The sequence below is a fragment of the Staphylococcus sp. HMSC13A10 genome (assembly GCF_001808005.1).
Classification (GTDB): domain Bacteria; phylum Bacillota; class Bacilli; order Staphylococcales; family Staphylococcaceae; genus Staphylococcus; species Staphylococcus pasteuri.
This window is the reverse complement of the sequence record NZ_KV791861.1, coordinates 26,797-46,083: the sequence shown is the minus strand read 5'-3', so window position 1 is coordinate 46,083 and position 19,287 is coordinate 26,797. Positions and strand designations below refer to the sequence as shown.

Annotated in this window: 23 protein-coding genes; all 23 read left to right on the top strand. The window is 33.3% G+C overall.

The genetic code is table 11. The features are described from left to right. Nucleotides 1-179: 179 nt before the first annotated feature. The 23 genes from rho (at nt 180) to fabZ (ending at nt 19,247) form a co-directional block, all read left to right on the top strand. Nucleotides 180-1,496, top strand: a complete 1,317-nt coding sequence (rho, locus tag HMPREF3125_RS07850; RefSeq protein WP_017636783.1) for a transcription termination factor Rho — start codon at nt 180-182, stop codon at nt 1,494-1,496. A 112-nt stretch (nt 1,497-1,608) separates the two neighbouring features. Continuing rightward, nucleotides 1,609-1,866, top strand: coding sequence for a type B 50S ribosomal protein L31 (locus HMPREF3125_RS07845; RefSeq protein WP_017636782.1), 258 nt, complete (start codon nt 1,609-1,611; stop codon nt 1,864-1,866). A 291-nt stretch (nt 1,867-2,157) separates the two neighbouring features. Continuing rightward, complete coding sequence (locus HMPREF3125_RS07840; RefSeq protein WP_017636781.1) at nt 2,158-2,757, top strand: thymidine kinase; 600 nt, start codon at nt 2,158-2,160, stop codon at nt 2,755-2,757. After that, nucleotides 2,757-3,833 (top strand): peptide chain release factor 1, encoded by a 1,077-nt coding sequence (gene prfA, locus HMPREF3125_RS07835; protein WP_017636780.1) that lies wholly within the window; start codon nt 2,757-2,759, stop codon nt 3,831-3,833. The genes HMPREF3125_RS07840 and prfA overlap by 1 nt, the downstream gene beginning before the upstream one ends. Further along, nucleotides 3,820-4,656: a peptide chain release factor N(5)-glutamine methyltransferase gene (prmC, locus tag HMPREF3125_RS07830; protein WP_029056177.1), complete on the top strand. Its 837-nt coding sequence runs from the start codon at nt 3,820-3,822 to the stop codon at nt 4,654-4,656. The genes prfA and prmC overlap by 14 nt, the downstream gene beginning before the upstream one ends. 205 nt (nt 4,657-4,861) lie before the next feature. Further along, on the top strand, nt 4,862-5,905 hold the full coding sequence (locus HMPREF3125_RS07825; protein ID WP_070453011.1) for an L-threonylcarbamoyladenylate synthase: 1,044 nt from the start codon (nt 4,862-4,864) through the stop codon (nt 5,903-5,905). Next, nucleotides 5,902-6,348, top strand: a complete 447-nt coding sequence (locus HMPREF3125_RS07820) for a low molecular weight protein arginine phosphatase (RefSeq protein ID WP_029056179.1) — start codon at nt 5,902-5,904, stop codon at nt 6,346-6,348. Before HMPREF3125_RS07825 ends, HMPREF3125_RS07820 begins: the two co-directional genes overlap by 4 nt. Nucleotides 6,349-6,439: 91 nt before the next feature. After that, nucleotides 6,440-6,964: a TIGR01440 family protein gene (locus HMPREF3125_RS07815; RefSeq protein WP_017636776.1), complete on the top strand. Its 525-nt coding sequence runs from the start codon at nt 6,440-6,442 to the stop codon at nt 6,962-6,964. 22 nt (nt 6,965-6,986) lie between these two features. Continuing rightward, on the top strand, nt 6,987-8,225 hold the full coding sequence (gene glyA, locus HMPREF3125_RS07810; protein ID WP_070452964.1) for a serine hydroxymethyltransferase: 1,239 nt from the start codon (nt 6,987-6,989) through the stop codon (nt 8,223-8,225). A 36-nt stretch (nt 8,226-8,261) separates the two neighbouring features. Then, nucleotides 8,262-8,891 carry a uracil phosphoribosyltransferase gene (gene upp, locus HMPREF3125_RS07805; protein ID WP_070452962.1) on the top strand — a complete coding sequence of 210 codons (630 nt, stop codon included), beginning with the start codon at nt 8,262-8,264 and terminating at the stop codon, nt 8,889-8,891. A gap of 25 nt (nt 8,892-8,916) precedes the next feature. Then, entirely contained in the window at nt 8,917-10,053 is a 1,137-nt protein-coding gene (wecB, locus tag HMPREF3125_RS07800; RefSeq protein WP_083279982.1) for a non-hydrolyzing UDP-N-acetylglucosamine 2-epimerase, read from the top strand. 161 nt (nt 10,054-10,214) lie between these two features. Further along, the gene (locus HMPREF3125_RS12525; RefSeq protein ID WP_081581205.1) at nt 10,215-10,565 is read left to right on the top strand and encodes an ATP synthase subunit I; all 351 of its coding nucleotides are present in this window, start codon (nt 10,215-10,217) and stop codon (nt 10,563-10,565) included. Between the two features lie 25 nt (nt 10,566-10,590). Next, nucleotides 10,591-11,319 carry a F0F1 ATP synthase subunit A gene (gene atpB, locus HMPREF3125_RS07795; protein WP_017636772.1) on the top strand — a complete coding sequence of 243 codons (729 nt, stop codon included), beginning with the start codon at nt 10,591-10,593 and terminating at the stop codon, nt 11,317-11,319. 39 nt (nt 11,320-11,358) lie between these two features. Further along, the gene (atpE, locus tag HMPREF3125_RS07790) at nt 11,359-11,571 is read left to right on the top strand and encodes a F0F1 ATP synthase subunit C (RefSeq protein WP_001048816.1); all 213 of its coding nucleotides are present in this window, start codon (nt 11,359-11,361) and stop codon (nt 11,569-11,571) included. A 95-nt stretch (nt 11,572-11,666) separates the two neighbouring features. Further along, entirely contained in the window at nt 11,667-12,188 is a 522-nt protein-coding gene (locus HMPREF3125_RS07785) for a F0F1 ATP synthase subunit B (protein ID WP_046466901.1), read from the top strand. Beyond that, the gene (locus tag HMPREF3125_RS07780) at nt 12,188-12,727 is read left to right on the top strand and encodes a F0F1 ATP synthase subunit delta (protein ID WP_070452959.1); all 540 of its coding nucleotides are present in this window, start codon (nt 12,188-12,190) and stop codon (nt 12,725-12,727) included. The genes HMPREF3125_RS07785 and HMPREF3125_RS07780 overlap by 1 nt, the downstream gene beginning before the upstream one ends. Before the next feature lie 22 nt (nt 12,728-12,749). Then, nucleotides 12,750-14,258: a F0F1 ATP synthase subunit alpha gene (atpA, locus tag HMPREF3125_RS07775; protein WP_070452956.1), complete on the top strand. Its 1,509-nt coding sequence runs from the start codon at nt 12,750-12,752 to the stop codon at nt 14,256-14,258. A gap of 30 nt (nt 14,259-14,288) precedes the next feature. Beyond that, complete coding sequence (gene atpG / locus HMPREF3125_RS07770) at nt 14,289-15,155, top strand: ATP synthase F1 subunit gamma (RefSeq protein ID WP_017636768.1); 867 nt, start codon at nt 14,289-14,291, stop codon at nt 15,153-15,155. 21 nt (nt 15,156-15,176) lie between these two features. Next, a complete protein-coding gene (gene atpD, locus HMPREF3125_RS07765; RefSeq protein ID WP_017636767.1) occupies nt 15,177-16,589 on the top strand; it encodes a F0F1 ATP synthase subunit beta in 1,413 nt (470 codons plus the stop codon). Between the two features lie 19 nt (nt 16,590-16,608). Beyond that, nucleotides 16,609-17,010 carry a F0F1 ATP synthase subunit epsilon gene (locus HMPREF3125_RS07760; protein WP_017636766.1) on the top strand — a complete coding sequence of 134 codons (402 nt, stop codon included), beginning with the start codon at nt 16,609-16,611 and terminating at the stop codon, nt 17,008-17,010. 150 nt (nt 17,011-17,160) lie between these two features. After that, nucleotides 17,161-17,394, top strand: a complete 234-nt coding sequence (locus tag HMPREF3125_RS07755; RefSeq protein WP_017636765.1) for a DUF1146 family protein — start codon at nt 17,161-17,163, stop codon at nt 17,392-17,394. 111 nt (nt 17,395-17,505) lie between these two features. Next, entirely contained in the window at nt 17,506-18,771 is a 1,266-nt protein-coding gene (gene murA, locus HMPREF3125_RS07750) for a UDP-N-acetylglucosamine 1-carboxyvinyltransferase (RefSeq protein WP_017636764.1), read from the top strand. A 35-nt stretch (nt 18,772-18,806) separates the two neighbouring features. Next, on the top strand, nt 18,807-19,247 hold the full coding sequence (gene fabZ / locus HMPREF3125_RS07745) for a 3-hydroxyacyl-ACP dehydratase FabZ (protein WP_002451649.1): 441 nt from the start codon (nt 18,807-18,809) through the stop codon (nt 19,245-19,247). Nucleotides 19,248-19,287 lie beyond the last annotated feature (40 nt).

The window sequence follows — 19,287 nt, the reverse complement described above, 5'->3', positions numbered from 1 at the left end:
TGGCATTTTTATATTAACTTTTCAAAAAATCATTTTGTATTTAAATTAAAAATTTGCTATAGTTATTCTAGTATTTAGAAGGTAATGAATTACATTAACGAAAAACTTTGAAATCATTTTCGTTCACTGTTCTATCATCATCTTTTTACCACAAAAAATAAGGAAATGGGTGCAAGTCTATGCCTGAAAGAGAACGAACATCTCCTCAATATGAATCTTTCCACGAACTATACAAGAACAACACTACAAAAGAACTCACTCAAAAAGCGAAATCTTTAAAATTAACTAATTACAGCAAATTAAATAAGAAAGAACTTGTACTAGCTATCATGGAAGCTCAAATGGAGAAAGATGGCAATTATTATATGGAGGGTATTTTAGATGATATCCAACCCGATGGTTATGGTTTCTTAAGAACTGTAAACTATTCTAAGGGTGAAAAAGACATCTACATTTCAGCAAGTCAAATTCGTCGATTTGAAATAAAAAGAGGCGATAAAGTAACAGGAAAAGTCCGTAAGCCAAAAGATAATGAAAAATATTATGGTTTGTTACAGGTCGACTTTGTAAACGATCATAATGCTGAAGAAGTAAAAAAACGTCCTCACTTCCAAGCGTTGACGCCTTTGTATCCAGATGAAAGAATTTTACTAGAAACAGAACCTAAGAATTATTCCACACGAATTATGGATTTAGTTACGCCTATTGGTTTAGGTCAACGTGGTCTTATTGTAGCGCCACCAAAAGCTGGTAAAACATCCTTACTAAAAGAAATAGCTAACGCAATTATTACAAATAAACCAGATGCTAAATTATTTGTTTTATTAGTAGGTGAAAGACCCGAAGAGGTTACAGATATTGAACGTTCTGTAGAATCTGCAGAAGTTGTACATTCAACGTTTGATGAACCACCTCAACATCATGTTAAAGTTGCAGAGCTATTATTAGAAAGAGCAAAGCGTCTAGTAGAAATTGGTGAAGATGTTATTATTTTAATGGATTCTATCACACGTTTAGCTAGAGCTTATAACTTAGTTATTCCTCCAAGTGGTCGTACTTTATCTGGTGGTCTTGATCCAGCTTCACTACACAAACCTAAAGCCTTTTTTGGTGCAGCTAGAAATATCGAAGCGGGTGGTAGTTTAACTATTTTAGCTACAGCACTAGTAGATACAGGTTCACGAATGGACGATATGATTTATGAAGAGTTCAAAGGAACTGGAAATATGGAATTACATCTAGACCGTAAATTATCTGAACGTCGTATTTTCCCTGCCATTGATATTGGTAGAAGCTCAACTCGTAAAGAAGAATTATTAATTAGCAAAGCAGAACTAGATACATTATGGCAACTTCGAAATCTATTTACTGATTCTACTGATTTTACAGAAAGATTTATTCGTAAGTTAAAACGTTCAAAAAATAATAAAGATTTCTTTGAACAATTACAAAAATCAGCTGAAGAAAGTACGAAAACAGGTAAACCTATTATTTAATGTTACAAAGGGTTGCGTTTTACATTAAATACTATTATAATTACACAGTATTGGGTAAAAAACTCACAAATAACTCTGTTCCAGATGGTTCAGGGCAAAGGAGCTGAAAACAATGAAACAAGGAATTCATCCTGAGTATCATAAAGTTATCTTTTTAGATACTACTACAGATTTTAAATTTTTAAGTGGTTCTACTAAAACATCTTCAGAAACAATGGAGTGGGAAGATGGAAATGAATACCCAGTTATTCGTTTAGATATTTCTTCTGATTCACATCCATTCTATACTGGACGTCAAAAATTCGCTGCTGCGGATGGTCGTGTGGAACGCTTCAACAAAAAATTTGGTCTTAAATCAAATAATAACTAATTTAAGTTTAGACTGTCTACGCCATTGTAATGGATTTGTAGGCAGTTTTTTTATTTTATAGTGAGAAATCAATCATGTTAATAATGCATTTTTACCGTAATTAATATATAACTTAAAGTGAGTGAAAAAGTATGATTGTTAATATAACATTTAAATAAGCCAGTCCAGTAAATAAGTTATAAGCAAATTTTCAAAAATGATTTAACGAATCAATTGTTAAAATAGCATTTATGAAATTTCAAAATATGATATAATTAAGCGATTATGTTTTGAAAAAAGGTGGAACGTTTAATGTATGAAACTTATCATTCCGGATGGATCGAATGTATTACCGGAAGTATGTTTAGTGGTAAATCAGAAGAACTTATTCGTCGTTTAAGACGAGGTATTTATGCTAAACAGAAAGTCATTGTTTTTAAACCAGCTATAGATGATCGTTATCATAAAGAAAAGGTAGTTTCACATAATGGAAATGCTATTGAAGCAATCAATATTGCAACAGCTAGAGAAATACTCATTCATGATGTATCACACGTAGATGTTATAGGGATTGATGAAGTTCAATTTTTCGATGAAAATATTGTAAGTATCATACAACAACTTGCAGATAATGGTCACAGGGTTATTGTAGCCGGATTAGATATGGATTTTAGAGGAGAACCCTTTGAACCTATACCTAAATTATTATCTTTAAGTGAGCACGTGACTAAATTACAAGCTGTTTGTGCAGTATGTGGTAGCCCTTCAAGTAGAACGCAAAGACTCATAGATGGGCAACCGGCTAAAGCAGATGATCCAATAATTCTAGTCGGTGCAAATGAAAGTTACGAACCTAGATGTAGAGCACATCACATAGTGGCTCCAAGTGAAAATGAGAAGGAGGAAATGTAGTGTTTGATCAATTAGAAATTGTAGAGGAAAGATATGAACAATTAAATGAAATGTTAAGTGACCCTGATGTCGTTAATGATTCAGATAAATTACGTAAATATTCTAAAGAACAAGCAGATTTACAAAAAACTGTAGATGTTTACAGAAGCTACAAAAGCAAAAAAGAAGAATTAAGTGATATTGAAGAAATGTTGAATGAAACTTCGGATAAAGAAGAAGTTGAAATGTTAAAAGAAGAAAGTGCAACATTGAAAAATGAATTACCAGAAATGGAAGAACAACTTAAATTATTACTAATTCCTAAAGACCCTAATGATGAGAAAGATGTTATCGTTGAGATTAGAGCAGCAGCTGGTGGGGATGAAGCGGCAATTTTTGCTGGTGATTTAATGAGAATGTATTCTAAGTACGCAGAAATGCATAACTTCAAAACTGAAATTGTTGAAGCTTCTGAAAGTGATCATGGCGGTTATAAAGAAGTTAGTTTTTCAGTATCAGGTAATGGTGCGTATAGTAAATTAAAATTTGAAAATGGCGCACACCGTGTTCAACGTGTACCTGAAACAGAATCAGGTGGTAGAATTCATACTTCCACAGCAACCGTTGCAGTATTGCCAGAAGTAGAAGATGTTGAAATTGAAGTTAGAAATGAAGATTTGAAAATTGATACGTATCGTTCTAGTGGTGCAGGTGGACAACACGTCAATACTACCGATTCAGCAGTACGTATTACTCACTTACCAACAGGTATTATAGCTACTTCTTCAGAAAAATCACAAATACAAAACAGAGAAAAAGCTTTAAAAGTATTAAAAGCAAGATTATATGACATGAAGTTACAAGAAGAACAACAAAAATATGCTTCACAAAGAAAATCAGCAGTAGGTACAGGAGATCGTTCAGAACGTATCAGAACATATAACTATCCTCAAAGCCGTGTAACTGACCATAGAATTGGCTTAACTTTACAAAAATTAAGTCAAATCATGGAAGGAAATTTAGATGAAGTTATTGATGCTTTAACATTGTCTGAACAAACAGATAAATTGAAAGAATTAAACAATGGTGAGTTATAAAGATTATTTGGCAAACGCTATTTCTTTAGCAAAAGAGAAGGGTTTTGAACAGACACGAGCTGAGTGGTTATTATTAGATACATTTAATTGGACACGAACAGATTATCTCATACATATGAATGATGAGATGTCTGAGGCTGATAAAGCTAAATTCGGATTGAATTTACAAAGGATGTTATTAGGTGAACCAATACAATATATTGTTGGTTTTCAATCATTTTATGGACAACGTTTTAAAGTTTCTGATCAATGTTTAATCCCAAGACCAGAAACAGAAGAAGTCATGCTACACTTTTTAAATTTATGTCAAAATGACGATACTATAGCTGATATTGGTACTGGTAGTGGTGTTATAGCCATTAGTTTGAAAATGTTAAAGCCTTCTTTAAAAGTTATCGCTACAGATTTATATGAGGATGCATTAGATGTAGCACGCAGTAACTCAGAACAATTTGATGTGTATATTAATTTAATGCAGGGAAATGCTTTAAAACCGTTGATTGAACAAAACATTAAACTAAACGGCCTTATTTCTAATCCACCATACATCGATGTGAAAGATGTAAAAGATATGTCTAAAACAGTTGTCGATTATGAACCGCATCAAGCTTTATTTGCTAAAAGTGAAGGTTATGCGATTTATAAGTCTATATTAGAAGATTTACCTAAAGTGTTACTTCCAAAGGCACATGTTGTTTTTGAAATTGGCTATAACCAAGGGCAAAATTTAAAAGAAATCGTTCATAACATGTATCCTGATAAAGAAGTAGCAGTTTATCAAGATATCAATCAACTTGATAGAATTTTAGAAATAAAATGGTAAATAAAAGTGATAATAGATAAGTTTCGTTGTTATTTTTATTCGTTTTAATATAAATATGCAAGGTTAATCAAAACTTGATGTATATTAAACGTCGTTATTAATGGGGTGGGAATGAGCATTCTTTCATGTATAAAATGAAAGACATAAAGCTATCCCACTCCTTTTTATTTTTAATTTAACTATGGGAAAGAGGTGTGATTTGAAATTGGAAACTAAGATATGGGATTTAAGAGAATATAGTAAAAATATCGAACAATATCCATATATAAAAGAGATCAAAGATGTCGTGTTAAATGGTGGTCTTGTAGCACTACCAACAGAGACAGTATATGGTTTAGGTGCTGATGCTACTAATCAAGAAGCGGTTAGTAAAATATATCAAGCTAAAGGAAGACCATCAGATAATCCGTTAATTGTACACATACATGATATTTCTCAAATGGATCGTTTCATTGATAAATTAGACCCAAAAGTACGACAATTAATGGATGCTTTTTGGCCGGGACCTATATCATTTATCTTACCTCTAAAATCAGGATATTTATGTGAAAAAGTAACAGGAGGTTTAAATTCTATTGCTGTAAGAATGCCTAGCCACTTAATTGGTAGGGAGTTATTACAATTAATTGATAAGCCTATAGCTGCACCAAGTGCAAATATTAGTGGCAGACCATCTCCTACAACCTTTGATCATGTATACAATGATTTAAATGGAAGAATTGATGGCATTATAAATGGTGATCAAAGTGAAGAAGGATTAGAAAGCACTGTATTAGATTGTACACAGTATCCTTTTAGAATTGCACGTCCAGGATCAGTTACACAATCTATGATTGAAACAATTATACCTCATAGTATTGCACAATCAGATTTTAATGAAAGTGCTAAACCTATCGCGCCTGGTATGAAATATAAACACTATTCACCAGATACTCCGGTAACTATTCTTGAAGGATTAAGCCAGAAAATTTCAGATAATGATAAATGGAATCAAACAGCTTTCGTTGTGCCTAAAAGTTTACGTCATTATTTACCTAAAGAATCTATTTTTATTAAATTATGTGAAGATAAAGATGATATCAAACAAGCAAATCATTTATTATATAGTATTTTACATGATATAGATCAGCGGAATGATATTGTTCAAGCATATATTTTTGGTTTTGAAAAAAGTGATAACACTGAAGCTATCATGAATAGAATGTTAAAAGCTGCTGGAAATCAAATTGTTAATGAGGTGTCTTTATGAAATTAATATTTGTATGTACTGGTAATACTTGTCGTAGTCCCATGGCTGAAAGTATTGCGCAATCAGTTTTTAATAAATTAGACATTACCATTGAGTCAAGAGGCATATTTGCTATGGAACAACAACCTATTTCAAAGTTATCTGAAGAAATATTAAATGAAAATGATTTGCCTCAACCTTCATTAACACAGAGTTTTTCTAGAGAAGATATAGATGCTAATATTATTCTAACAATGTCTAAATCGCATAAGGACATTATATTGTCTCAATATGGTACTGATGCTCTTCCAAATGTATTTACTTTGAGTGAATTTGTAGGGGAAGTAGATGATATTTATGATCCTTATGGTGGAGACAAGTTTACTTATCAACAAACATTTAACCAAATTTATGACTTAATTATGAAAATCGACCCAAAAGTTCTGTTAGAGAATTATATATAATTAGTATATGTTACGCTTTAAATACGTTATAATAAGGGAGTATAGCAATTTTGCTATGTTCCTTTTTATTTTTTTAGGGGGTGGGTTTCAAATGCAAGATTTTTCAATGTTGTTAGACGAATTAAAAGCAATGTCCTTTTTTAATGAAAATGAGATATGCTTGATTGGTTGTTCAACTTCTGAAGTTATTGGTCAGCGAATTGGTTCTGTTGGATCAATGGAAGTGGCTGAATCAATATTTAAAGAGTTAGAAAAAGTGAAACAACAGACAGGTGTTTCATTCGCATTTCAAGGGTGTGAGCATATTAATAGAGCAATCACTATTGAAAGATCCGATTTTAATCCACTAACAATGGAAGAAGTTACAGTTGTACCAGATGTTCATGCAGGTGGTAGCTTAGCTACATACGCATATCAACATATGGAAGACCCAGTTGTTGTTGAACATATTTCAGTTCCGAAAGGTATAGATATTGGTCAAACATTAATAGGCATGCACATTAAACATGTTTGTGTGCCAGTTAGAACTAGTATTAAGCAAGTGGGGGAAGCAATCGTTACTATTGCTACATCAAGACCTAAAAAAATTGGTGGCGAACGTGCAAAATATAATTAATTAGTTGAAAGAAGGGGATTATATGTCTTACATCGAAAAGCAAGATAAAGTGATTTTTGAAGCTATTGAGAAAGAGTTTAATAGACAAAATAATAATATTGAGTTAATTGCATCTGAAAACTTTGTTTCAGAAGCTGTTATGGAAGCACAAGGATCTATATTAACTAATAAATATGCGGAAGGTTATCCAGGCCGTCGTTATTATGGTGGCTGTGAATTTGTAGACGTTACAGAATCAGTAGCAATCGACCGTGCTAAAGCATTATTTGGAGCAGAACATGTTAATGTTCAGCCTCACTCTGGTTCTCAAGCTAATATGGCAGTTTATTTAGTAGCATTAGAATATGGAGATACTGTTTTAGGCATGAATTTAAGTCACGGTGGTCATTTAACTCATGGTTCACCAGTTAATTTTAGTGGTAAATCTTATAATTTTGTCGAATATGGTGTAGATAAAGATACAGAACTTATTAATTATGACGAAGTACGTAGATTAGCAATTGAACATAAACCTAAATTAATTGTCGCAGGTGCATCTGCTTATTCACGTCAAATTGATTTCAAAAAATTTAAAGAAATAGCTGATGAAGTTGGCGCTAAATTAATGGTGGATATGGCTCATATTGCTGGCTTAGTCGCTGCAGGTTTACACCAAAGCCCAGTTGAATATGCTGACTTTGTTACTACAACAACACATAAAACATTACGTGGACCACGTGGTGGCATGATTTTATGTAAAGAAGAATACAAAAAGGCAATTGATAAAACGATTTTCCCTGGTATTCAAGGTGGGCCTTTAGAACATGTTATCGCAGCAAAAGCAGTAGCATTTGGTGAAGCTTTAGACAATAATTTTAAAGTTTATCAAAAGCAAGTGATTAAAAATGCACAAACATTAGCGGATACCCTTTCAAAAGAAGGATTTAGAATCGTTTCAGGTGGTACAGATAATCACTTAGTAGCTGTAGACGTTAAAGGTTCTGTAAATATTACTGGTAAAGTTGCAGAAGAAACACTTGATAGCGTTGGCATTACTTGCAATAAAAATACTATTCCATTTGATCAAGAAAAGCCATTTGTTACAAGTGGTATTAGATTAGGAACACCAGCGGCCACTACTCGTGGTTTTGATGAAAAAGCATTTGAAGAAGTAGCAAAAATTATTGGTTTAGCTTTGAAAAATCATGAAGATGAAGCTAAATTAAAAGAAGCAAAAACGCGTGTTTTAGCGTTAACTGAAAAATATCCTTTATATCAATAAAATACAAGGATATACAGAATATTGGAGGAAATGAAAATGAGTAAAGTACATGTATTTGATCATCCATTAATTCAACACAAATTGAGTTACATTCGTGATGCTCGTACTGGAACTAAAGAGTTTAGAGAACTAGTAGATGAAGTTGGTATGCTTATGGCATACGAAGTTACAAGAGATCTAGAGTTACAAGATGTTGAAATTGAAACTCCAGTAACTAAAATGACAGCTAAACGCTTAGCAGGTAAAAAATTAGCAATTGTACCTATTTTAAGAGCTGGACTAGGCATGACTGAAGGTATTTTAAGTTTAGTTCCTGCAGCAAGAGTAGGGCACATCGGTTTATATCGTGATCCTGAAACACTTAAAGCAGTAGAATACTTCTCTAAAATGCCTCAAGATATTGATGAACGAGAAATCATCGTTGTGGATCCGATGTTGGCAACAGGAGCATCTGCAATTGAAGCTATTACTTCATTGAAAAACAAAGGTGCTAAAAATATTCGTTTCATGTGCTTAATTGCTGCCCCAGAAGGTGTTGAAAAAATGAAAGAAGCTCATGATGATATTGATATTTATATTGCAGCATTAGATGAGAAACTTAATGACAAAGCTTATATTACACCTGGATTAGGTGACGCAGGAGATCGATTATTCGGTACGAAATAGATATTGAAAACGGAGATAGATACGTTTGAAGAAAAAAATTATGACTATATTTGGAACTAGGCCGGAAGCTATTAAAATGGCGCCACTAGTTAAAGCAATTGAAAACGATGAGCAGTTGGAAGTATGTGTGGTTGTTACGGCTCAACATAGAGAAATGCTAGACGCTGTATTAAAAACTTTTGATATTGTTCCTGATTATGATTTGAATATTATGAAAGAAGGACAGACACTTTCAGAAATAACTTCAAAATCAATGATTGAATTGGAATCTATCATCAAACATGTTAAACCTAATATGGTATTGGTACACGGAGATACAGCGACTACATTTTCAGGAAGTCTAGCAGCGTTTTATAATCAAGTACCAATAGGTCACGTTGAGGCTGGATTACGAAGTTATGATAAATATTCACCTTATCCAGAAGAAATGAATAGACAAATGGTAGGCGTACTAACTGACATTCATTTTGCACCGACTTTCAATGCTAGGAAACATTTGCTTGACGAAGGTAAGGATATAAACTCAGTTGTGGTAACTGGTAATACAGCGATTGACGCATTAAATTATACAGTTAATGACGATTATCATTCTGACATTTTAAATAGACATAAGAATAAAAGAATATTGTTATTAACTGCACATCGTCGCGAAAACATTGGTGAACCAATGGAACATATTTTTAAAGCTGTTAGAAAGCTTGTAGATGAAGATGAGTCACTCGTATTTGTTTATCCAGTGCATATGAATCCTAAAGTTCGTGATATTGCACAACATATTTTAGGCAACCATGACAGAATAGAACTTATTGAACCTTTAGATGTTTTAGATTTTCACAATTTTGCTAAACAAGCGCATCTCATTTTGACAGACTCTGGAGGGATTCAAGAAGAAGCCCCTTCATTACACAAACCAGTATTAGTATTAAGAGATAATACTGAGAGACCTGAAGGTGTTGAAGCTGGTACATTAAAAGTAGTTGGTACTTCGATGAATAATGTCTATAAAGAAACCAAAAAATTGTTAGAAGATAAAAACCTTTACAAGAGTATGAGTGAGGCAAATAATCCATATGGAGATGGAAGCGCTTCTGATAGAATTGTAAATCATATCAAATATTATTTTGATTTAATAAGTGAAAAACCAAAAGATTTTAAACAATAAAAGATGTATACCGTTTAAATGTGGCTAATTTGTGACAATTTTAGCTTAAAATTCAACAACAATTTGAATAGAATTGACACCGTTGTAGGCGCTATATTATCATTTAGATTGTATGAGTGGAACGGTTTACATGATTGTATAAGACACTCGGAGGCAAACAAATGGGTCGTTTCTACATCATTTTCAAACAATATATACAATATTATCTCTATTTATTGATATTATTAGGTATATTGTATCTCTTTTCACCCCATCCTTTTTTATTAGGTTTGATTATTGGTACATGTGGATCTTTAGTTAATACATACATCTTTGAGATTTATTTATTTCATGCACAAAAAGCTGAGTCAAACCATATATCAACAGGAAATATGTGGAGATATTTAGTGGCTATTGTCGTGTGTATAATATGGTTTTTCTTTAAAGATCACATCAATATCATTGGGGTGTTAATAGGGCTAATGATTTCTTATATCGTAATCATCTGTCGCCCTCTACTTAATAGGGAGTAAAATTTAAAACGAAAGAGGTGAGAATATGGATCATAAAGACCCGAAAGTAAGTTTGGATATTTTCGGTTTTGACCTTGTATTTAACATGGCAAGTGTAATGATGGTGTTAATTACAGCAGTTCTCGTTTTTTTACTAGCAATTATTTGTACACGTAATTTAAAGAAACGACCAACTGGTAAACAGAACTTTATTGAATGGGTTTTTGACTTTGTTAGAGGCATCATCGAAGGTAATATGGCATGGAAAAAAGGTGGACATTTTCACTTCTTAGCAGTGACATTAATTTTATACATCTTCATTTCTAATATGTTAGGTTTACCATTTGCAATAGTAACTAAAGATCACTACTTATGGTGGAAATCACCTACCGCAGATGCAACAGTTACATTGACATTGTCAACTACTGTTATTCTATTAACACATTATTATGGTATTAAAATGCGTGGTACAAAGAATTATTTCAAAGGTTATGTTCAACCGTTTTGGCCACTTGCAATTATAAACGTGTTTGAAGAGTTTACTTCAACATTAACACTTGGACTACGTTTATATGGTAATATCTTTGCAGGTGAACTATTACTAAGCTTATTAGCTGGATTATTCTTCCAAGAACCAGCATGGGGTTGGATAATTAGTATACCTGGTTTAATTGTTTGGCAAGGATTCTCAATCTTTGTAGGTACAATACAAGCATATATCTTCATTATGCTTTCAATGGTTTACATGTCACACAAAGTGGCAGATGGACACTAAATTTAAAAATTATATACAATCTTAGGAGGAAAATTTATTATGAATTTAATCGCAGCGGCAATCGCAATTGGTTTATCAGCATTAGGTGCAGGTATCGGTAACGGTCTTATCGTATCTAGAACAGTAGAAGGTGTAGCACGTCAACCAGAAGCTCGTGGTCAATTAATGGGTATTATGTTCATTGGTGTTGGTTTAGTTGAGGCTTTACCTATCATCGGTGTTGTAATTGCATTCATGACATTTGCTGGATAAGACATTTATTTAAGGCGAAGTCTAATAGACTCTCGCCGTTCGTTTTATTTTTTATTGCTTAATGATTATTTTGACGAAAGGAGTGTCATGATCCCGTGACTGCAACAGCTAATATGTTCGTTATCGGTGCAGCTTCAGGCGTTGAATGGGGAACAGTGATAGTTCAAATTGTTACTTTCATTATCCTATTAGCGTTATTGAAAAAATTTGCTTGGGGTCCATTAAAAGAAATAATGGATAAACGTGAACGTGATATCAACAAAGATATCGACGATGCGGAACAAGCTAAGTTAAATGCACAAAAACTTGAAGAAGAAAATAAACAGACACTTAAAGAAACTCAAGATGAAGTTCAAAAAATTCTAGAAGATGCGAAAGTTCAAGCACGTAAACAACATGAAGAAATCATTCATGAAGCAAACGTTAGAGCTAATGGCATGATTGAAACTGCTCAAAGCGAAATTAATAGTCAAAAAGAACGTGCCATTGCAGATATTAATAACCAAGTATCTGAATTATCAGTTCTTATTGCTTCTAAAGTTCTTAGAAAAGAAATTTCAGAGCAAGATCAAAAAGAATTAGTTGAAAAGTATCTAAAAGAGGCAGGCGATAAATAATGACAAAAATCGCTGACAAATACGCAAAAGCATTGTTTGATGTTTCTGCAGATACAAATCAATTGGATAGCATTTATGAAGAATTAGAAACAATTAGCCATTCTTCATTCGATTACATTAATGATTTAAAAGCCATTGATAGCAATCCTAAACTTACATTACAAAAGCGTCAAAACTTTGTAGATGAGGTTTATGGTAATGCTAATCAGTACATTGTTAATATGTTGAAAGTGCTAGCGGAAAATCGTCATCTTTCACACATTGAAGATGTCTTTAAAGCTTTTCAATCACAGTATAATCAACATAACAATCAAGATTTCGCATTAATAGAATCAACATATGATTTAAATGATGAAGAAATATCAAAAATCGTTGAACTAGTTAAACAACAAACAAACTTATCTAAAGTAATTGTTAGTACTAAAATTAATCAAGATTTAATTGGTGGTTTTAGAGTTAAGGTCGGCACGACTGTTATGGATGGCAGTGTTAAAAATGATCTTATTCAATTACACCGTAAATTTAAAAGAGCAAACTAATTAATAAAGAGGAGTGACATAGATGGCCATAAAAGCTGAAGAAATCAGTGCATTACTTCGCTCACAAATTGAGAATTATGAGTCAGAAATGTCCGTAACAGATGTTGGTACAGTATTACAAATTGGTGATGGTATCGCATTAATTCACGGATTAAATGACGTTATGGCTGGTGAGCTAGTAGAATTCCAAAACGGCGTGCTCGGTTTAGCACAAAACCTTGAAGAATCTAATGTTGGTGTGGTTATCTTAGGACCATACACAGATATTAGTGAAGGTGACGAAGTTAAACGTACAGGACGTATTATGGAAGTACCTGTAGGTGACGAACTAATTGGACGAGTAGTAAATCCATTAGGTCAACCTATCGATGGACAAGGTCCTATCAACGCAACAAAAACAAGACCGGTTGAGAAAAAAGCAACTGGAGTAATGGATCGTAAATCAGTTGATGAACCATTACAAACTGGTATTAAAGCTATCGATGCATTAGTTCCAATTGGACGTGGTCAACGTGAGTTAATCATTGGTGACCGTCAAACAGGTAAAACAACTGTTGCAATTGATACAATCTTAAACCAAAAAAATGAAGATACAATTTGTATCTATGTAGCTATTGGTCAAAAAGATTCAACTGTAAGAGCCAATGTAGAAAAATTAAGACAAGCTGGCGCTTTAGATTATACAATCGTTGTATCTGCATCAGCAGCTGAACCAGCGCCATTATTATATATCGCTCCATATTCAGGTGTAACAATGGGCGAAGAGTTCATGTTTAACGGTAAACATGTTTTAATCGTTTATGATGATTTAACTAAACAAGCATCAGCTTACCGTGAACTTTCATTATTATTACATAGACCTCCAGGCCGTGAAGCATACCCTGGTGATGTGTTCTATCTACATAGTAGATTACTTGAAAGAGCAGCTAAGTTAAATGATGATTTAGGTGGCGGATCTATTACTGCGTTACCAATCATTGAAACTCAAGCAGGAGACATTTCAGCTTATGTTCCAACAAACGTTATTTCAATTACTGATGGACAAATTTTCTTACAATCTGATTTATTCTTCTCAGGTGTAAGACCTGCGATTAACGCTGGACAATCAGTATCACGTGTTGGTGGTTCTGCTCAAATTAAAGCGATGAAAAAAGTAGCAGGTACTTTACGTTTAGACCTTGCTTCTTATAGAGAATTAGAATCATTTGCTCAATTTGGTTCTGATTTAGATGAATTCACAGCTAAAAAATTAGAACGTGGTAAACGTACTGTTGAAATCTTAAAACAAGATCAAAATAAACCACTTCCTGTAGAAAACCAAGTATTAATTATCTTTGCATTAACTAAAGGATATTTAGACGATATTCCTGTTGAAGATATTACTCGTTTTGAGGATGAATTAAACCACTGGGCAGCTTCAAATGCGACAGAATTACTTTCTGAAATCAGAGAAACTGGTGCTTTACCAGATGCTGATAAATTTGATTCTGCAATTACCGAATTCAAAAAAAGCTTTAGTAAATCAGAATAATAAAGAATAGTAATTAAAGGTGGTGAGATAGTGGCTTCTCTAAAAGAAATAGATACACGTATAAAATCAACCAAAAAGATGAAACAAATCACTAAGGCGATGAACATGGTTTCAAGTTCTAAATTACGTAGAGCTGAAAACAATACTAAACAATTCAAGCCTTATATGGATAAAATGCAAGATGCTATTACAGCAGTAGCTGGTTCTAACAAGAATTCAAACCATCCTATGCTTCGTCAAAGAGATGTAAAACGTAGTGGTTATCTTGTCATAACAAGTGATAAAGGATTAGCGGGTGCTTATAGTGCCAACGTTCTTAAAAAATTAATAAGTGACATCAAAGAAAAGCATAATGATAGTAGTGAATATAGCATTGTTGTTTTAGGTCAACAAGGTGTTGACTTCCTTAAAACACGAGGCTACGAAATAGAAAATTCATTAGTTGAACTACCAGACCAACCTTCATTTAAATCTGTTCAAGCGCTAGCAAAACACGCAATTGATTTATATAGTGAAGAAAATATTGATGAATTGAATATTTACTATAGTCATTATGTCAGTGTATTAGAAAATAAACCTACTACTAAAAAGGTTCTTCCATTATCTCAAGAAGATTCAAGTCAAGGTCATGGTCATATGTCTACATATGAATTTGAACCCGATAAAGAATCTATCTTAAGCGTCATCTTACCGCAATATGTTGAAAGTTTAATATATGGTACGATTTTAGATGCTAAAGCAAGTGAGCATGCGTCACGTATGACTGCAATGAAAAATGCTTCTGATAATGCTACAGAACTTATTGATGACTTATCATTAGAATATAACAGAGCTAGACAAGCAGCAATCACACAACAAATCACTGAAATTGTTGGTGGTTCGGCAGCACTTGAATAAAATTAAAAGGAGGAAAATAGCATGGGAATTGGCCGTGTAACTCAAGTTATGGGTCCTGTCATTGATGTTCGTTTTGAACATAACGAAGTCCCTGATATTAATAATGCCCTTATTATTGAAGTTCCAAAAGAAGAAGGAACAGTTAGCTTAACACTAGAAGTTGCACTACAATTAGGTGATGACGTTGTTCGTACAATCGCAATGGATTCAACTGATGGTGTTCAAAGAGGCATGGATGTTAAAGATACAGGTAAAGACATTAGTGTACCTGTTGGTGACGAAACACTAGGAAGAGTGTTTAACGTACTAGGCGACACGATTGACTTAGAAGAAAAACTTGATGATTCAGTTCGTCGTGATCCTATTCATAGACAATCACCTGGATTTGATGAATTATCTACTGAAGTAGAAATTCTTGAAACAGGTATTAAAGTTGTAGATTTATTAGCACCTTACATTAAAGGTGGTAAAGTTGGATTATTCGGTGGTGCCGGAGTAGGTAAAACAGTATTAATTCAAGAATTAATTAACAATATTGCTCAAGAACATGGTGGTATTTCAGTATTCGCGGGTGTTGGTGAACGTACTCGTGAAGGTAATGATTTATACTATGAAATGAGCGATAGTGGCGTAATTAAGAAAACAGCAATGGTATTTGGTCAAATGAACGAACCACCTGGCGCACGTATGCGTGTTGCTTTATCTGGTTTAACAATGGCAGAATACTTCCGTGATGAACAAGGACAAGACGTTTTATTATTCATTGATAACATTTTCAGATTTACGCAAGCAGGTTCAGAGGTATCAGCGTTATTAGGTCGTATGCCTTCAGCCGTTGGTTACCAACCTACACTTGCTACAGAAATGGGTCAATTACAAGAACGTATTACGTCTACAAATAAAGGTTCTGTAACATCTATTCAAGCAGTGTTCGTACCAGCCGATGACTATACTGACCCAGCACCAGCAACAGCATTTGCTCACTTAGATTCAACTACAAACTTAGAGCGTAAATTAACAGAAATGGGTATCTACCCAGCTGTTGACCCATTAGCTTCAACTTCTAGAGCATTAGAACCTTCAATAGTTGGACAAGAGCATTATGAAGTTGCACGTGATGTACAATCTACATTACAAAAATACAGAGAATTACAAGATATTATTGCGATTCTAGGTATGGATGAATTATCTGAAGAAGATAGACAAACAGTAGAACGTGCACGTAGAATTCAATTCTTCTTATCACAAAACTTCCACGTTGCTGAACAATTTACTGGTCAAAAAGGATCTTATGTTCCAGTTAAAACAACTGTAGCTGATTTCAAAGATATCTTAGAAGGTAAATATGATCATATTCCTGAAGATGCATTCCGTTTAGTAGGTAGCATGCAAGATGTAATTGCGAAGGCTAAAGACATGGGTGTTGAAGTCTAATAATTAGGAGGTATGGATAATGAATACATTAAGCCTAGAAATTGTCACTCCTAATGGTTCTATCTATGAACGAGATGATGTAGAACTAGCTGTTTTACAAACTACAGCTGGCGAAATGGGTGTGATGAATGGACACATTCCAACCGTTTCTGCATTAAAAACTGGCTACGTAAAAGTGAATTTTCATAATGGAAATGAATATGTAGCTGTTAGTGATGGGTTTGTAGAAGTTAGACAACATCAACTATCAATTATTGTCCAAACAGCTGAAACTGCTACTGAAATCGATGTTGAAAGAGCTAAATTAGCGAAAGCAAGAGCAGAATCACATTTAGATAATGATGATAATAGTGACATAAATAGAGCCAAAAGAGCGTTAGAACGTGCAAATAACCGTTTACGTGTGGCTGAACTTAAATAAATTATAAAAGGCTTGGAAATTCACCATTTAAGGTATTTCCAAGCCTTTTAATATACATACAAATCTTCTGTTTTTGCAGTTAATAGTAGTATCATTATTATGTTATTTCATGTACAATGTTATACAGTAATCAATTCTAAGGAGTAAAATATGGATTATCTAGGACAATTTGCGATAATACATTTAATTTTACATGTGATATGTATATGTATAGCTTACTGGGCATTAAATGCAATTCGCCTCGATCAATTTTTTAAAAAAGGTTATACGAAACAAATTCAAATATGCATGATATTTTTTGCTATATTATTAGGTACTAGTGTTAGTAATTTTATAATTGATTTGTTACAGTTTTCCACTCAATTAAAATATATAATGAAATAGTTCTTTTTTAGTTTTTTCATAATGAAAAACGGATATAATATATTATTGAATGATAAATTTTATATAGTAGGGAAATGTAAATAACTAGGAGATTTAAGTGGAGGATTTAAGATGGATAAAATAGTAATTAATGGTGGTAACCAACTAAAAGGTGAAGTTAAAGTAGAAGGTGCTAAAAATGCAGTTTTACCTGTATTAACAGCTTCATTATTAGCTTCAGAAGGTACTAGTAAATTAGTAAATGTACCAGCATTAAGCGATGTAGAAACTATAAACAACGTATTATCAACTTTAAATGCTGATGTTACGTATAAAAAAGAAGAAAATGCGGTAGTAGTTGATGCTACTAATACATTAAATGAAGAAGCACCATATGAATATGTGAGTAAAATGCGTGCAAGTATCTTAGTAATGGGACCTTTATTAGCTCGTTTAGGCCATGCAATAGTGGCTTTACCAGGTGGATGTGCAATTGGAAGTCGTCCAATTGAACAACATATTAAAGGATTCGAGGCATTAGGTGCAGAAATTCATTTAGAAAATGGAAATATTTATGCAAATGCTAAAGATGGTTTAAAAGGTGCTTCTATACATTTAGATTTTCCAAGTGTAGGCGGTACTCAAAACCTAATCATGGCTGCTTCATTAGCTTCAGGAAAAACAGTATTAGAAAATGCTGCAAAAGAACCAGAAATTGTTGACTTAGCTAATTATATCAATGAAATGGGCGGTAAAATCACTGGAGCAGGTACTGATACGATTACAATTCATGGTGTCGATCATTTAACTGGTGTAGAACATTCTATTATTCCAGATAGAATTGAAGCAGGTACATTATTAATCGCTGGCGCAATCACTCGTGGAGACATCATTGTACGTGACGCAATCAAAGAACACATGTCTAGTTTAGTTTATAAACTTGAAGAAATGGGAGTTAACTTAGAATATTTAGAAGATGGTATCCGAGTATCTGCTGATGGAGATTTAAACCCAGTAGATGTTAAAACATTACCACATCCAGGATTCCCTACAGATATGCAATCTCAAATGATGGCTTTACTATTGACTGCAAATGGTCACAAAGTAATCACAGAAACAGTGTTTGAAAATAGATTTATGCACGTTGCTGAGTTTCGTAGAATGAATGCAAACATCGATGTAGAAGGTAGAAGTGCTAAAATTGAAGGTAAAAGCAATCTTCAAGGTGCACAAGTTAAAGCGACTGATTTAAGAGCGGCTGCTGCATTAATTTTAGCTGGTTTAGTTGCAGAAGGAACAACACAAGTAACTGAATTAAAACACTTAGACAGAGGCTATGTAGACTTACATGGTAAATTAAAATCATTAGGTGCAGATATCGAACGCATTAATGATTAATTAATTTTTCATTCAAATATGGAGGTTTAAACATCATGGAAACAATTTTCGATTATAATCAAATAAAACAAATCATCCCTCATAGACAACCATTTTTATTAATAGATAGAGTAGTTGAATACGAAGAAGGTAAACGTTGCGTTGGATTAAAACAAGTTTCAGGTAATGAACCATTCTTCCAAGGGCATTTTCCAGATTACGCTGTTATGCCTGGTGTATTAATTACTGAAGCATTAGCTCAAACTGGTGCAGTAGCAATGTTAAACAGTGAAGAAAATAAAGGTAAAATAGCTTTATTCGCAGGTATTGATAAATGTCGATTTAAAAGACAGGTTACACCAGGAGATACACTAATGTTAGAAGTAGAAATAACTAAAATTAAAGGACCAATTGGTAAAGGAACTGCAAAAGCAACTGTAGATGGCCAATTGGCTTGTAGTTGTGAACTAACATTTGCAATACAAGATGCAAAATAAATCATAAACTAAAGCCTACAATCAGGATATTCTGACTGTA

Bases quoted from the DNA above. Each gene is read 5' to 3' on its own strand.
- rho (WP_017636783.1), top strand. From the start codon at position 180: ATGCCTGAAAGAGAACGAACATCTCCTCAATATGAATCTTTCCACGAA.
- HMPREF3125_RS07845 (WP_017636782.1), top strand. From the start codon at position 1,609: ATGAAACAAGGAATTCATCCTGAGTATCATAAAGTTATCTTTTTAGAT.
- HMPREF3125_RS07840 (WP_017636781.1), top strand. From the start codon at position 2,158: ATGTATGAAACTTATCATTCCGGATGGATCGAATGTATTACCGGAAGT.
- prmC (WP_029056177.1), top strand. From the start codon at position 3,820: ATGGTGAGTTATAAAGATTATTTGGCAAACGCTATTTCTTTAGCAAAA.
- HMPREF3125_RS07820 (WP_029056179.1), top strand. From the start codon at position 5,902: ATGAAATTAATATTTGTATGTACTGGTAATACTTGTCGTAGTCCCATG.
- HMPREF3125_RS07815 (WP_017636776.1), top strand. From the start codon at position 6,440: ATGCAAGATTTTTCAATGTTGTTAGACGAATTAAAAGCAATGTCCTTT.
- glyA (WP_070452964.1), top strand. From the start codon at position 6,987: ATGTCTTACATCGAAAAGCAAGATAAAGTGATTTTTGAAGCTATTGAG.
- upp (WP_070452962.1), top strand. From the start codon at position 8,262: ATGAGTAAAGTACATGTATTTGATCATCCATTAATTCAACACAAATTG.
- HMPREF3125_RS12525 (WP_081581205.1), top strand. From the start codon at position 10,215: ATGGGTCGTTTCTACATCATTTTCAAACAATATATACAATATTATCTC.
- atpB (WP_017636772.1), top strand. From the start codon at position 10,591: ATGGATCATAAAGACCCGAAAGTAAGTTTGGATATTTTCGGTTTTGAC.
- atpE (WP_001048816.1), top strand. From the start codon at position 11,359: ATGAATTTAATCGCAGCGGCAATCGCAATTGGTTTATCAGCATTAGGT.
- HMPREF3125_RS07780 (WP_070452959.1), top strand. From the start codon at position 12,188: ATGACAAAAATCGCTGACAAATACGCAAAAGCATTGTTTGATGTTTCT.
- atpA (WP_070452956.1), top strand. From the start codon at position 12,750: ATGGCCATAAAAGCTGAAGAAATCAGTGCATTACTTCGCTCACAAATT.
- atpD (WP_017636767.1), top strand. From the start codon at position 15,177: ATGGGAATTGGCCGTGTAACTCAAGTTATGGGTCCTGTCATTGATGTT.
- HMPREF3125_RS07760 (WP_017636766.1), top strand. From the start codon at position 16,609: ATGAATACATTAAGCCTAGAAATTGTCACTCCTAATGGTTCTATCTAT.
- HMPREF3125_RS07755 (WP_017636765.1), top strand. From the start codon at position 17,161: ATGGATTATCTAGGACAATTTGCGATAATACATTTAATTTTACATGTG.
- murA (WP_017636764.1), top strand. From the start codon at position 17,506: ATGGATAAAATAGTAATTAATGGTGGTAACCAACTAAAAGGTGAAGTT.
- fabZ (WP_002451649.1), top strand. From the start codon at position 18,807: ATGGAAACAATTTTCGATTATAATCAAATAAAACAAATCATCCCTCAT.